General features: G+C 48.2%; 8 protein-coding genes. All 8 read left to right on the top strand.

Annotated elements, in window-relative coordinates; genetic code table 11:
- The first annotated feature begins 169 nt into the window (after positions 1-169).
- The 8 genes from HHL17_RS02000 (at position 170) to HHL17_RS01965 (ending at position 15088) form a co-directional block, all read left to right on the top strand.
- Positions 170-1417 (top strand): efflux RND transporter periplasmic adaptor subunit, encoded by a 1248-nt coding sequence (locus HHL17_RS02000; RefSeq protein ID WP_169223126.1) that lies wholly within the window; start codon positions 170-172, stop codon positions 1415-1417.
- 66 nt (positions 1418-1483) lie between these two features.
- Positions 1484-2173 (top strand): ABC transporter ATP-binding protein, encoded by a 690-nt coding sequence (locus HHL17_RS01995; protein WP_168808079.1) that lies wholly within the window; start codon positions 1484-1486, stop codon positions 2171-2173.
- Positions 2174-2206: 33 nt separating this feature from the next.
- Positions 2207-4606: an ABC transporter permease gene (locus tag HHL17_RS01990; protein WP_169223125.1), complete on the top strand. Its 2400-nt coding sequence runs from the start codon at positions 2207-2209 to the stop codon at positions 4604-4606.
- A gap of 11 nt (positions 4607-4617) precedes the next feature.
- A complete protein-coding gene (locus tag HHL17_RS01985) occupies positions 4618-7008 on the top strand; it encodes an ABC transporter permease (RefSeq protein WP_169223124.1) in 2391 nt (796 codons plus the stop codon).
- Positions 7009-7102: 94 nt separating this feature from the next.
- The gene (locus HHL17_RS01980) at positions 7103-9508 is read left to right on the top strand and encodes an ABC transporter permease (RefSeq protein WP_169223123.1); all 2406 of its coding nucleotides are present in this window, start codon (positions 7103-7105) and stop codon (positions 9506-9508) included.
- Positions 9509-9536: 28 nt separating this feature from the next.
- A complete protein-coding gene (locus HHL17_RS01975; protein WP_169223122.1) occupies positions 9537-11930 on the top strand; it encodes an ABC transporter permease in 2394 nt (797 codons plus the stop codon).
- A 10-nt stretch (positions 11931-11940) separates the two neighbouring features.
- A complete protein-coding gene (locus HHL17_RS01970; protein WP_169223121.1) occupies positions 11941-14349 on the top strand; it encodes an ABC transporter permease in 2409 nt (802 codons plus the stop codon).
- 73 nt (positions 14350-14422) lie between these two features.
- Positions 14423-15088, top strand: coding sequence for an ABC transporter ATP-binding protein (locus HHL17_RS01965; protein ID WP_169223120.1), 666 nt, complete (start codon positions 14423-14425; stop codon positions 15086-15088).
- The last annotated feature ends 7 nt before the right edge of the window (positions 15089-15095 follow it).

The following is a 15095-nucleotide window of genomic DNA, read 5'->3' as shown; positions in this document are numbered from 1 at the left end:
AATGCGCTTTATTTCCGGCTTTCCGAAAAGTGTCCGTTTATGAACACCGGTTGTCCGCCACAGGACATTTTTTAGGTGCGGTTATCCGCTATAATGCTTATTGGTAGGACGTTTTGTCCTTTGGCATATGGATTGGAATTCTCAGAGCACAAACTTTTTGGTAATTAACATGGACAGAAAAATAGAAAAGAAGTTCTGGAATAAAAAGCGCATCCTGATGATCGGCGGTGGCGGTCTGGTAGCGCTGTTGTTACTGTACACGCTGATCTTTGCGGACCACCGGGCCACGCTGAACGTGGAGAAGGACAAGATCACGATCTCTGCTGTCAAGAAAGGGACTTTCGATGTATATATCGCTGTTACCGCTGTGGTGATGCCTTTGAAAACGATCCGTCTTGATGCTATTGAAGGCGGTTATGTAAGCCGTAAATATCTGGAGGGCGGCAGTATGGTAAAAGAAGGGGATTCCATCCTGAAGCTGGACAACCAGCATATGATGATGGAATTTGTAAACCATGAAACTGAGATCTACCGTTTACGGAACGAGTTGCAGAACACCCGTCTGAATATCCGTCAGCAGGACTTCGTGATGCAACAGGCCGTTTCCGACATCAATGCCAAGATTGATGCCGCGCAGGACCTTTATGACCGTAATAAGCAGCTGGTAGACGAGAAGATCGTTGCCCGCCAGGAATTCAACAAAAACAAGATCGAGCTGGAAGGCTACAAGCGCCAGCGTGAGATTCAGCTGCAATCGCAGGCATATCAACGTGAAAATGCCCGTCAGCAGATTACACAGCTGGAAGGAACATTGTCCAGAACGCAGCGCAACCTGGAGCTGATGAAACAGAACCTCAACAGCCTGATCGTACGGGCCCCGGTGTCTGGTCAGTTATCTTCCATTGATGTGGAGGTGGGCTCCAGCATTACCGCCGGCCAGAATATTGGCCAGATTGACGACCTGAACGGTTTTAAACTACGTGCAGATATCGACGAACACTATGTATCGCAGGTGTTTGCAGGGTTGAAAGCTACTTTTGAGTTTGATGGCAAATCATACGATATGGTGGTGACTAAAGTGTATCCCGAAGTGAAAAGTGGTCGTTTTCAGGCAGATATGAATTTTGAAAAACAAACACCTGATGGTATCCGCCGTGGACAGTCCACGCCTATCCGTTTGGTGCTGGGTAAATCGCAGGAAGCGTTGTTACTGCCCCTTGGCGGATTCTTTTCCGACACCGGTGGCAACTGGGTATATGTAGTGGACCGGAACGGGAAAAAGGCGGTGAAGCGCAATATCTCCCTGGGAAGAAAAAATCCTTTGTATTTTGAAGTATTGGAAGGACTGCAACCGGGTGACCAGGTAATCACTTCTTCCTACGAGAACTTTGGTAACAAAGATGTACTGGCGTTTTAACGATCATCCATTTTTATATAAACTAGTATTGTAAAAACCATCATTCATTAAAGTCAATCAAACGATATGATACGTACCGTTAACTTACAAAAGCTGTTCACAACAGAAGAAGTGGAAACAACTGCGCTCAATGGAATCAATATGGAAGTGCAGGACGGAGAGTTTGTTGCCATTATGGGACCGTCTGGTTGTGGTAAATCAACCTTACTGAACATACTTGGGTTACTGGACAATCCCAGTGACGGTGAGTATCATTTCTGGGGTAAAGAAGTGGCGAGAATGAGCGAGCGCCAACGTGCACAGCTGCGCAAAGGCTCTATAGGCTTCGTATTCCAAAGCTTCAACCTGATTGATGAACTGACGGTTTATGAGAATGTAGAGTTACCGTTGTTATACCTGAAAGTGGCGCCGGCTGAAAGAAAACAAAAAGTGGAAGAAGTGCTGGAGCGGATGAACATTATGCATCGCCGTAACCACTTCCCGCAACAGCTGTCTGGTGGCCAGCAACAACGTGTAGCTATCGCCCGTGCCGTAGTGGCCAAACCCAACCTGATCCTTGCGGATGAACCTACCGGTAACCTCGATTCCTCCAACGGTGAAGAAGTGATGAAGCTGTTGCAGGAACTGAATAATGCCGGTACCACGCTGATCATGGTGACCCACTCACCCTACGACGCAGGATTTGCACACCGCATCATCAACTTGTTTGACGGACGGGTTGTGACTGAAAATATAAAAGAACAGTTTCACGTGTAGTTTTCTCCTTCCGCCATTCTAAATTACTGCATTATGTTCCGGAACTATTTTAAGATCGCTTTCCGTCATTTACAGCGGCACAAATTTCTCACTGCCATCAACGTTTGTGGATTGGCAGTGGGAATGGCCTGCTGTATAATGATCGTGTTGTATGTGCGGGATGAACTAAGCTTTGACAGGTTCCATCACAAAGGGAACAATATCTACCGGCTTACAACGGCAGAAAGTAATACGGCCAACGGCACCATGAATTACAATGCGTCCATCCAGTTCCCCGTTGGCCCGGCGCTCAAAAAGGAAATCAGTGGTATCAAGGATGCCGTCAGGATATTCACTCCCGGCACCACGTTGTTTACCCAGGGTGACAAGAAGATACTGGAGGAACATTCCGGTTATGCTGATGCCTCTTTTTTTCAGATGTTTGATTTTCCCCTGCTGGAAGGTGATCCTGCAACCGTACTTAAAGACCCCTATACTGTAGTACTGACAGCCAGTGCTGCTAAAAGATATTTCGGTCAGCAATCACCTATCGGCAAAATGCTTAAAGTAGGGAATGACTATACCTGTACTGTTACCGGAGTGGCCCGGGATATGCCGGCCAATACAGACCTCCGGATGGACATCATTCAGTCTTTTTCCACGCTCATGAGCCGGCATGAGGCATGGGAAAAGTTGTGGTATATGTTCAGTAGTAATGTGACCTACGTGCAACTGGCTGATGGTACTGATCCTAAAAAAATGGAGCCGCTGCTGAAAGACTTTGTCAAATTGCATATTGGCAGCATACTTGAAAAGTATGACATCCATTTTTCCCTTGCGCTGCAACCGTTACAGCACGCTCATTTACGTCCTGACGGCGACATTGGGGGAACAGACAATATGTTGGCTATCCGTCTCTACATCGCTATAGCTGCATTTATAGTATTAATAGCCTGTATCAATTTCATGAACCTGACTACGGCTCGGGGAGATGAGAGGGCAAAAGAAGTGGGATTGCGTAAAGTGCTGGGAGCAGAAAGGCAGAGCCTTGTGTTCCAGTTTCTGGCAGAGTCGGTCCTGATCAGCTTTTTGTCGCTGGTAGCTGCATTGATATTGGTGCTCGCTTTCCTGCCGTTATTCAACAGTATTACAGGAAAATCCCTGGGTTTATTTACATCCACAGACGGTTTTATATACGGTGGGCTGCTGGGGCTGGCGGCAATAGTGGGCCTGTTGGCAGGCAGTTATCCTGCTTTGTACCTGTCAGGGTTGATGCCTGTCAGGGTATTAAAAGGGCGTTTTATGGCGGCGGCCACCAAGTCGTTTGTCCGCCGGGCGCTTGTGGTATCGCAATTTGCTATTGCGGTGATATTGATAATTGCTACAACTGTAGTTTATACACAGTTACGTTTCTGGCAGCAAAAAAATCTTGGTTTTGATAAAGAACATTTGGTCAATATATACCTGGATGGTCTTGATACGGTGTCGCGGGCGCAATTACTGAAAGTGGAACTGAAGGCGTTGCCTGGTGTGCAACAGGCATCACTGAGTAACTTCCTGGTCGGCACGGGGATCCTGATGGACTGCCCGATTGGCATGGTGGGAGGCTCAGATAAAGAAGCTTTTGTAGCCAATGTGATCAGTGGAGATGCTGAACTGCTGAAGACCACAGGCATCAAGCTGATCGCCGGCAGGGACTTTGATCCTGCTATGGCCACGGATTCCAGTGACGCTTTTATTGTCAACAGGGCCGCGGCCAAAAGATTAGGGTTGATAGATCCTATCGGAAAACGTATTGAGTGGCGACCGGGAAATTTGGTTAAACAGGGAACAATTATAGGCGTCACAGAAGATTTTAACTTCCGTTCCCTTCATTACCAGATTGACCCCGTGATTTACCAGGTAAGGCCTCAGGAAGCAGCGGTGCTGACTGTCAGGCTCGCGAGGGGCAATCATCTTGACCAGCTGGCAAGTATGGAGAAGGTGTGGAATAAACTGGCCCCTGATAATCCTTTCAACTATTCCTTTGTACAACAGGACCTGCAGACGCAATACGTCAGCGAGCGGACCATGGGACAGATTTTTGGCATCTTCGCTAGCCTTGCTGTTTTTATTGCCTGTATTGGTTTGCTGGGACTGTCTATGCTGATAGCCCGGCAGCGCACCAAAGAAATTGGTGTCCGTAAGGTGTTGGGAGCCTCCGTGGTACAAGTGTCCGCGTTACTGTCGCGGGATTTCCTGAAGCAGGTACTGGTGGGTATCACCATTGGTATACCGGTAGCCTGGTTCTGCATGGAGCAATGGCTGCACCATTTTGCTTTCAGGATACACCTGTACTGGTGGATGTTTGCCCTTACTGCCCTTGTTGTCATCCTGATCGCTTTATTTACTGTGAGCATCCAGTCTGTGAGGGCTGCACTCATGAATCCGGTAAAATCATTGAGGACTGAATAATCTTAACGTATATGTTTCTCCGTTACATACTAATTGCATTCAGGAACCTGCGCCGGCAAAAGCTGTTTGCCTTTATCAATATTGCCGGTCTGGCATTAAGCATGACTGTATGTTTAATGGTGTTGAAGTCGACCAAAAAAGATTTTAGTTATGATAAGTTCCATCCTGCTGCTTCCCGTACCTGGCGTATTACTTCCCAGGCTACCACGCAGGAAGGAAAACATTACCACATGGCCAGTTCGCCATTGCCGCTGGCGACGGTATTGCGGCAAGACTATGCCATTGCCGAAGATGTGGTGAGCTTATACAGTGTATTATCGGGCAATGTGATCGACGGGAAAAAGAAATTGCCGGTAAATGGTGCTTTCACAGAACCATCTTTCTTTCGGGTATTCGGTTTCAGGCTAAAGAGCGGAGATCCGGCTACTGCCTTATCTGCACCCAACAGTATTGTTTTGAGTGAAGCTACGGCCAGCAGAATTTTCGGGAATACACAAGCCATGGGAAAAGTGGTGCATTTCGAAAAGCAGGGCGATTATATCGTTACTGGTATTCTGGCTCCTCCGCCGGGTTTGAGTCATATTGACTATGATGCGTATGCTTCATTGTCGTCCGTTCCTGCGTTAGAACAGCAGGGTGTTTTGCCTAAGCGGTTGCTGGACTGGAACCAGGTACAGGATGGATATATCTATGTGAAGCTTAAACCCGATGTCAGCAAAACGGCATTGGCCACTGCGCTGTCATTTATATCCAAACGGTTTTATCAGCCGGCAGCCAAAGGGATAGGCAGTATTACGCTGGAACAGCAATCTCTTGGCAGCATTTCCCCTGCACAAGAGTTATATAACGACATTGGCAATGCGCCGCCATGGGGCAAAGTATTGGCGGCAATAGCCATTGCCTTCGGTTTGCTGGTATGTGCCTGCTTTAATTATACCAACCTGTCTATTGTACGGTCCCTGCAACGGGCGCGGGAAGTAGGTGTCCGCAAGGTAAACGGTGCGCTCCGCTGGCAGGTGTTTATGCAGTTTATTACAGAGTCGGTTGTCATGTGCATGCTCTCCCTGGTACTGGCTATCGTGTTGCTGATACTGGCAGAAAATTATACTTCCATCGGCATCGCATTCCTGTCTGGTGAACCGGTAGACTTCGGGCTTATAGGGTGGTTCCTGATTTTCAGTGTATTTACCGGTATTCTGGCGGGTATTATCCCGGCCTGGGCATTGTCTTCTTTTCAGCCGGCCAAAGTACTGCGCAATATGGTAGACATCAAATTGTTCGGTGGTCTGGGTTTGCGCAAGACGCTTATCGTGATACAGTTTACATTATCACTCACAGCGATCATCTTCTTTGTGACCGTATACCGGCAGTTTGCTTATAAAGAGGCCTTTAACATGGGCTTTTCCCGGGATAATATCCTGAACGTACCATTGGCTGATGCTGACTTTCAGTTGATGAAAGACCGTATGATGCAGGTGAAGGGAGTAGAAGCGATCACCGCCAGCTCAGGTACATTGGGCGTTCCAAGGCACAGCGGCTTTTGGCAGGTGAGAACGGAAATGAATGGTAGCCGCATGGAGATGGGTTATTATGCTGGTGATGCTGACTTCCTGAAAATAATGCAGCTGAAGTTGCTGGCCGGGACTGGCTTTCCGCCTACCATGTCCCGGGACCATGAGCAATACATTATTGTCAATGAGCAGATGGTAAAATCCCTGAACCTCAAATCACCGTCAGATGCCATTGGTAAGGCCATATGGATCTCCGATTCTTCGATGGTCAGCATCATTGGTGTAATAAAGGATTTTAATTATCAACCTATAGAAGCACCGATATTCCCGATGGCGATCCGGTTTGTTCCGGACCAGTTCAGGCAGTTGCAGGTACTGGTAAATACCGGGGATAGAGAAACTGTCATGGCCGGTATTAAAGCGGCGTGGCTGGAAATGCATCCGGAGCAGACGTTTACAGCCGAATGGATGAGTGACTTGTTACATGAGAAAACCAGTGGAAAAGAGCCGGTGTCCGCAGTGGCAATATTGGTGCTGATGATTACGGTCATCGCTGCGCTGGGCCTGTTGGGAGTGGTCTCCTACACTACTTTCACCCGTCGTAGGGAAATTGGCGTACGCAAGGTGATGGGGGCCGGTGTATCTGGACTGGTATTGTTGCTGTCCCGCAATTATCTCCGGCTGATCCTGCTGGCAGGCTTGATTGCGTTGCCACTGGGCTACCTGGGTAGTCTGCTGTTCCTGCAAATATTTGCCAACCGCATCAGCATAGGGTTTTTTACACTGGCCGGCAGCTTTGCCGCCTTACTGTGTATCGCCCTGCTGGCGATCATCTCCCAAACATGGCGCGCAGCGTCGTCTAACCCGGTGGATGTATTAAGGAATGACTAAAAATATTATAAAGAGAATAACAAGTGAACAGCAAATCAGAGTGTGTATCTACGCGCCCTGTTTTATTTTCTAACTTTTAAATCAGTGATATCTCATGTTTATAAGCTATCTCAGGATTGCGTGGAGAAACTTATGGAAGCAAAAAGTATTTGCCGCGGTGAATATGACCGGCATGAGTATCGCTATTTGCGCAGCGTTACTGCTATCCCTTACAGCCTATCATGAATGGTCCTATGACAACTTCCAGGAAAACAAGGAACATGTATATCAGTTGTACCGGAAGGACAATACCAGCAAAGGCGTACGGATCAACAAAAGTTTTTCTGAGCCACTTGCCGGCGTATTACAAAAAGAAGTACCGGGCGTGAAGCGCGTTTCCCGTATGGGTGGCGGGGATATGCCTGTACGTTATAAGGATAAAAATATTTACCTGGATGTGGAGATGGTGGATGCCGATTTCCTCCGGATGTTTTCTTTCCCCTTGCAGCAAGGCAACAAACAAACCGCCCTGGGGAGCCTGGACCAGCTTGTGCTGACACAAAACTCAGCGAAGGCGCTGTTCAATGAGGAAAATCCCGTGGGAAAAGCGCTGGAGGTCAAAATAGGCGATAATTGGAAACCCTTCGTGGTTTCGGCAGTAGCAGATAATATACCGGACAATTCCAGTATCACTTTTGAAGCGCTGACCCGCTTTGAGAATGTAGAGGATTATAGCACTATCCGGGATAACTGGAACGTTTCCAGCTACCCCTTAATGGTAGAAGTAGCGGCCAATGTAAATGCTGCTGCCTTTGATAAAAGCCTGATAGCCATTGCGCACAAGTATATGGCTGATCCTATTACCAGCCTGAAAACTATGGGAGGGATACCGGATAAAGATGGTGAGTTGCTACGTATAAACACCATCACGCTCAATGACTTTCACCTTTCCCCCTATAGTACGTTTGGCAGCGGGCTGCGTCCTTTTTATCCATGGATGATGGTGATGCTGGCCTGTTTGATCATAGGCATAGCCTGTATTAATTTTATCAACCTGTCAATTGCCAGATCCTTTACCCGTGGTGGTGAGATCGGGCTGAGGAAAGCACTGGGCGCCATGGACAGGCAGCTGATGATGCAATTTTGGAGTGAGGCCTTTCTCCTTTGTTTGGTGTCCCTCATTGTAAGCCTGTTGCTCGCGGCAGTGCTGCTGCCATATTACAACGCCACCTTCCGGCATCAGTTGAGCTTCCATCTTTTCCGTAATGGCTGGATAGTTTTAGGGACCGCGGTGGGCTTCTTCCTGGTAACGTTGCTGGCTGGTGGTTATCCTGCATGGAAAATAGCGCGGGTCAACCTTGTACAGGTATTGAAAGGGAAATTAAGACTAAACAGGGGAAGTAGTGTGCGTAATGGCCTGATTGTTTTCCAGTTCATGGTGGCGGCGATGTTAATCAGTTGTACTGCAGTTATCTGGCAGCAAATGAATTTCATACGTGCTACCCCGTTAGGTTACAATACCACACAGGTGATCAGTATTCCGGCTGACAATGCCCCGCCGCAAGCCCGTGCAGCTTTTCGCAATAAACTGGCCTCAGAACCGTCGGTGCAAAGTATTACCGGCAGCATACTGAATCTTGGAATAGGGAAAGACGGCTCTTCTGGTAACTGGAACCGCGGTTTTGACTATAAAGGCAGTCATATCAGCACGCAGTGTATCGTGGTAGACTATGACTATGCAAAGACGCTGGACCTGAAGATGGTGGCCGGTAGGGATTTCTCCCGTCAGTACGGAACAGATTCCTCTGGTGTGGTGATCAACGAACAAATGGCCAGACAGCTAAACGAAAAAGACCCGTTAGGTGCGATACTCAATCCCAGTGGACAACCTTACCACGTAATCGGGGTGGTGAAGGATTATCATTTTGAGTCGCTGCACAAGAAGATAGAACCGCTGATGATAATGATGGACGCACAATCGCGCATGAATTATTTGTTTGTGAAAGTCAATACCAGCCATCCGGCTGCGGCTATGGAGCATATCACTGCTGTATGGAAAGAAGTTAATCCGCTGGCTAAGAATGATCCCGGTTTCCTGGATGAAAACACTGACAGGCTGTATCGCCAGGAGGCCCGTTTTTCCAAAATATTCATGAGTGGCGCTGTATTGGCCATCATTATCTCCTGTATGGGGCTGTTTGCGATAGCCGTGCTGGTGATGGCGCAACGACGCAAGGAAATTGGTATCCGTAAAGTGTTGGGCGCTTCGGTAGGCAGTATTGTGGTGTTGCTGTCACGCGATTTCCTGAAACTGGTACTGATAGCAGTACTGGTGGCAATACCCATATCCTGGTACCTGATGCAGCGATGGCTGAATGGATTTGCTTTCCACGTGGAAATCCATTGGTGGCTGTTTGCGGGCGTTTCCCTTTTGGCGGTGGTAATCGCGTTGGCCACCACCGGTCTGCAAACCGTACGGGCTGCATTGTCTAACCCGGCAAACAGTTTGAAAATTGATTAGCTATTAACTTGTTATAAACAAATACCTGATGTGGAAAAACTATTTTAAAATAGCAGTTAAAAATCTCCTGAAACGTAAGTTGTACGCAGGTATCAACGTTTTTGGACTGGCTACGGCGATTGCTTGTTTTGTATTGTTGTCCCTGTATCTTGAAAATGAATGGACTTATGACAGGTGGTACAAAAATGTGTCTGAGTTATACCGCTTGCGCATGGATTATGGAGAGAAAGGAGAGAAGCTCGTACAAACAGCCATGACACCCAATATCCTGGCTACTACCATTAAAGGCCTGCCGGAAGTTCAGAAGGTTGTCCGCGTGTACCACCGGGATGTAAGCATTCGGTATGAAAACAAGAGCTGGAACGAAAACCGTTTCATCTATGCAGACGCCCCCTTTTTTCAGCTGTTTTCTTTTCCGCTGAAAACCGGCAATGCAGCCACGGTATTGAATGGGCCTAATATGGTGGTGATTTCGGCTTCCATGGCGAAAAAATATTTCGGCGATACAGATCCTGTCGGTAAAACGCTGTTGATCAACGGTAACCGTTCTCTCCAGGTAACCGGTGTGGCCGCTGATGCGCCGGCCAATACCCATCTTAAATTTGATTTTGTAGCCAGTTATAGCACGTTGCAATTGAAGGAGTACTGGGGATCAGCCAACTACTACACCTATGTACAGGTACAGCAGCCGGCGCAGCTGGGCACGCTGCAGGCGAGCCTTACTGCCATCGGCCAGCAGCAACTCAGCGATGAAGAGCGTAGCAATGGAACAGTTCTGAACTTTGTGCCGGAACGTGTTTCAGATATTCACCTACATTCCGTGGAGGCTGACATGACAGAGGAAAAAGGCGACGTCCGCTACAATTATATTTTTGCACTGATAGGCGGAATGCTGTTGATCATTGCGTGTGTCAACTTTATGAACCTGGCCACTGCACGGTCTACCGAGAGGAGCCGGGAAGTGGGCGTCCGTAAGGCATTGGGAGCGCAGCGGGGACAGCTCTTCTGGCAGTTTATGATGGAGTCGGCCCTGCTCACCGGTATCGCGATGTGCATAGGCCTGCTGCTGGCGAGGCTGCTGCTGCCGGCTTTCAATCAATTGGCGGATGTACAGCTGCAAATGAGCGGCGCCGGTGGTTACCGGATTTACTTTATACTCGTGGGTGTTTTCTTCCTCGTATCATTTGTGACGGGTATTTACCCTGCGTTGTTCCTTTCCGGGTTCAGGCCTGTGCAGGTACTGAAAGGCTCGCAGACTGCCACGCCCCAGGGCCGTGGCATCCGTCAGTCGCTGGTGGTGTTCCAGTTTGCGGCTTCTATTTTCTTCATCATCTGTACACTTATTGTACAGCGGCAGATGCAATATATACAACATAAGAAACTGGGGCTGGACCGCTCAGAAGTGCTGGTGCTGGATGGGTTTAAAGGTAACGAGCAAGTCCTGGAGTCTCTTAAGGGACGGCTGTTGCAACTCTCCGGGGTGACGCAGGTTACTGCTGCCGCAGAGTCTCCGGTATTTATCCAGGGAGGCTACAGCATAGACCATATAGAAGGCCGTCCGCAGAATTATACTATGAATATCAATGCATTGCCGATAGAAAAAGATTATCTGAAAACATTAGGGATTTCCCTGTTGTCAGGGGAAGATCTTACCCATGCTGATATTGCTGATATCCTGAAAGAAAAATCAGAAGAACGCGCCTATCATTTCTTCCTGAATGAAACAGCTGTTAAAAAGTTGGGCTGGACACCGGAAGTTGCAGTCGGCAAACGGATGATGCTTAATGGCCGTGTAGGAACGGTGAAAGGAGTGACGAAAGATTTTCACTTTGCTTCTATGAAAAGCAAGATAGAGCCGATTGTGGTATTCCCGGAATATGACTGGTTCCAGCAGATATATGTCAAAACAGGCGGAAGCAACAAACAACAGGTGATTGCTGCTATCGGAGCGCTGTGGAAAGAAGTGCAGCCGGTGGCGCCGTTTGATTATCATTTCCTTGATGATGATTTTAACCGGATGTATAAATCGGAATACCGCGTAGGCGCCGTACTGGGCACTTTCGCCACGCTGGTAATGGTAGTGTCCTGTTTGGGTTTACTGGGGCTGGCTGCGCTCACCACGCAGCAGCGTACCCGGGAAATTGGTATCCGCAAGGTATTAGGCGCCTCTGTGACCAATGTAGTGGCCATGTTATCAAAAGATTTTATCAAACTGGTGTTAGTGGCGCTGTTAGTAGCCATACCGGTGGCCTGGTTTGTTGGCCACAACTGGCTGGATGCTTTTGCCTACCATACCTCCCTGAGTATATGGCTTTTCCTGATGGCGGGCGCACTGGCTATTTTGGTGGCGCTGCTGACGGTCGGCCTGCAATCCGTAAAAACAGCCACCATGAACCCGGTAAAGAGCCTCAGATCGGAATAAAAAGATAATTATGTTTAGAAACTATTTTCTTGTAGCGATCAGAAATATATGGCGCAATAAAGTCTTCTCCCTATTAAACATCATGGGGCTGGTGATTGGTATCAGTGCCGCGCTGGTGGTATACCTGGTGGTGTTTTATGAATCCGGGTTTAATAAAGCCGTGCCAGACGGGGAGCATATATACAGGGTGGTTTCCACTATCAGTTTTTCGGGTGACAGTGTGAAGAATAGTGGTGTGGCCGTTCCCGTTATAGCCGTTGCACAGGAGAATGTGCCGCAGGTAGAAAAAACCACTCGTTTTTTTATTAACAATACTACCAGCCGGATCACCGTTGATGGAAAGGATTTTCAGAATAATGAAGATGTCATTTTTGCTGACAGGAATTATATGGATATGCTGGGATACGAGTGGCTGGGAGGAGATGCTGCTACTGCGTTGTCGCAGCCACTCTCTGTGGTGCTGACACAGGACCGCGCCCATTTGTATTTTCCCGGTCTGTCGGCAGATCAGGTGCTGGGAAAACAGATCCTTTACGATGACAGCATCAGGGCTACCGTGACTGGTGTTGTGAGAGAGCTGTCTTACAATACTGATTTCTGGTTCCGGGAAATGATTTCAATGCCCACCTTACAGTCCAACAGCTATTTTAAGGGAATCTATCTTGATCGTGACTGGCAGAGCATTAGCTCCTCCACGCAGCTGTTTGTTAAGCTTCTGTCTTCCTCCAGGCCTCAGGAAGTAACCGCTACGCTGATGAAGTATATGGCGGAGCATAATACAAAAGATTCCAGAACGGCATTATCGCTGCAACCACTGAGTGATCTGCATTTTAATACTGATTTTCATGCTTACAACCGCACTGCGGATAGAAAGCAGTTGAATATCCTGTCTGTAGTCGCTGTGGCTTTGTTGGTGCTGGCTGTCATCAATTTTGTGAACCTGACAACAGCGCAGGCTTCCCGTAGGGCTAAAGAAACCGGCATCCGCAAAGCGATCGGGGGAACGACCGGACAGCTGATCAAACAATTCCTTGGAGAAACGGCGGTACTTACCCTGATAGCAGCCACTCTCTCTCTACTGGTGGCGCCATTGCTGATCATCAGTTTTCATGCTTTTCTGCCGGAGGACCTGCCGGTCACACAACTGTATACCGCACCGGTGTTGGCATTTCTGTTCATTCTGGCAGTAGTGGTGGCATTAATTGCCGGTGTTTATCCGGCTTACGTGCTGGCACGGTTCCAGCCGATGGTGGTGTTAAAATCGAATACAGGAAACCGTGGGGGAAAAGTATGGGTGCGTCAGACGTTGACTGCGGTGCAGTTTACCGTAGCGCAGTTTTTTGTGATAGCCACATTGATTGTCAGCAAACAAATCCACTTTTCCTTAAATAAAGATCTGGGATTCAGGAAAGATGCCATCCTTACCATTGGAACACCGCGGCTCGATCCGGACCAGTCCAGGCGCAGGCTGCTGGAGGAGCGGATTGCCGCCCTGCCTGAAGTGGAGAAGGTAAGTCTTTCAGGATGCACGCCTGCTATGAACGGCTGGATGACCATCACCATGAAGCATAATAACGGAAAGCAGGAAATTGAGAAGGTAGTAGAAGTGCGTTATGGTGACAGTGCTTATTTGCCGGTATATCAGCTGCATTTGCTGGCAGGGAGGAACATCGCTACCACGGATTCAGTACGGGAATGGCTGCTGAATGAAACCGCAGCCAGGGCTTTTGGATTTAAGCGCCCGCAGGATGCCATTGGCCAGTTGGTGGAGGGACATCCGGTAGTAGGGGTAGTGGGCAATTTCAATGTGGGCAGTATGCGTCGTGAGATTCCTGCTGTGGCCATCGGTAGCGATGCATTGAGCAACCACCGGACCTTGCATGTACGGTTGCGTAATGCGGGGGAAGGGGGAGTGGTGTGGAAAAATGCCTTCGCGGGCATGGAGAAAGCATGGAAGGAAATATATCCGAGGGAGGAGTTTAGTTATGAATTCCTGGATAAAACAGTGGCGAATCTTTACCAGCAGGAGCGGCAGATGGGCAATCTGTTGAACTGGTGTGCCGGCCTGGCTATTTTCATCAGTATCCTCGGGCTATTGGGGCTGGTTATTTTTACAACAGACCAGCGTACAAAGGAAATAGGTATCCGTAAAGTGCTGGGTGCCACGGTTTGGCAGGTAGTCAGCATGCTGACCACTGATTTTATGAAACCAGTACTGGTAGCGTTTTTACTTGCAATACCGGTGTCGTGGTGGGCTATGAACCTGTGGTTGCAAACTTTCGCTTACCGCACCGGCCTTACCTGGTGGGTGTTTGCAGCGGGAGGGGGGATCATGGCCATAATGGCTTTAACCGCGATGAGCCTGAAGACGGTGCGGGCAGCCCTCAGTAATCCGGCCAATACTTTAAAAACTGAATAAAAAGATCCGGTGAAATGAGCTTATATTGCTTTACCGGAAAATTGTAAGCAAGTCCAAATTCAAAAAAACTATTATGATACAACTGCAGAAAATATCCAAGCATTACCCGGTAGGATTTGGTAAAAACGAGATCCTGAAAGACGTCGACCTGACTATTGAAGAAGGTGAATTTGTGTCCATTATGGGACCTTCCGGATCTGGTAAATCCACATTGCTGCACATTCTGGGTTTGCTGGAAGAACCTTCTGCCGGGCAATATCTCTTTCAGGGAGAACGGGTAGATAAAATGAATGAAAAAAAACGGACGCAGTTACACCGCGGTGCCATTGGTTTTGTGTTTCAGGCTTACCACCTGATTGACGAACTGACCGTCTATGAAAATATTGAGACCCCGCTTTTATATAAAAGTCTCTCCGGCTCCGAAAGAAAGAGCAAAGTGGCGGATGTGCTGGACCGGTTTAATATGGTCGCTAAAAAAGACCTTTTCCCTAATCAGCTTTCCGGTGGGCAGCAGCAACTGGTCGGGATAGCCCGTGCTATTGTTGCCGAGCCACGGGTGATACTGGCAGATGAACCTACCGGTAACCTCCATTCTGATCAGGCTAAAGTTATTATGGAACTCTTTAAACAACTCAATGAACAGGATAAAATAACCATCATACAGGTAACCCATTCTGACCTGAATGCAACCTATGGAAACCGGATTATCCAGATCCGGGACGGACATATACAGGGATAATTACAGA

This window comes from Chitinophaga fulva, from assembly GCF_012927205.1.
Classification (GTDB): Bacteria; Bacteroidota; Bacteroidia; order Chitinophagales; family Chitinophagaceae; genus Chitinophaga; species Chitinophaga fulva.
Note: the sequence above shows the minus strand (reverse complement) of the source record. Positions and strands in the feature narration are given on the sequence as shown.

What these genes read in the sequence shown, in the direction of transcription:
- HHL17_RS02000 (WP_169223126.1), top strand. Translation starts at nt 170, where the DNA reads ATGGACAGAAAAATAGAAAAGAAGTTCTGGAATAAAAAGCGCATCCTG.
- HHL17_RS01995 (WP_168808079.1), top strand. Translation starts at nt 1,484, where the DNA reads ATGATACGTACCGTTAACTTACAAAAGCTGTTCACAACAGAAGAAGTG.
- HHL17_RS01990 (WP_169223125.1), top strand. Translation starts at nt 2,207, where the DNA reads ATGTTCCGGAACTATTTTAAGATCGCTTTCCGTCATTTACAGCGGCAC.
- HHL17_RS01985 (WP_169223124.1), top strand. Translation starts at nt 4,618, where the DNA reads ATGTTTCTCCGTTACATACTAATTGCATTCAGGAACCTGCGCCGGCAA.
- HHL17_RS01980 (WP_169223123.1), top strand. Translation starts at nt 7,103, where the DNA reads ATGTTTATAAGCTATCTCAGGATTGCGTGGAGAAACTTATGGAAGCAA.
- HHL17_RS01975 (WP_169223122.1), top strand. Translation starts at nt 9,537, where the DNA reads ATGTGGAAAAACTATTTTAAAATAGCAGTTAAAAATCTCCTGAAACGT.
- HHL17_RS01970 (WP_169223121.1), top strand. Translation starts at nt 11,941, where the DNA reads ATGTTTAGAAACTATTTTCTTGTAGCGATCAGAAATATATGGCGCAAT.
- HHL17_RS01965 (WP_169223120.1), top strand. Translation starts at nt 14,423, where the DNA reads ATGATACAACTGCAGAAAATATCCAAGCATTACCCGGTAGGATTTGGT.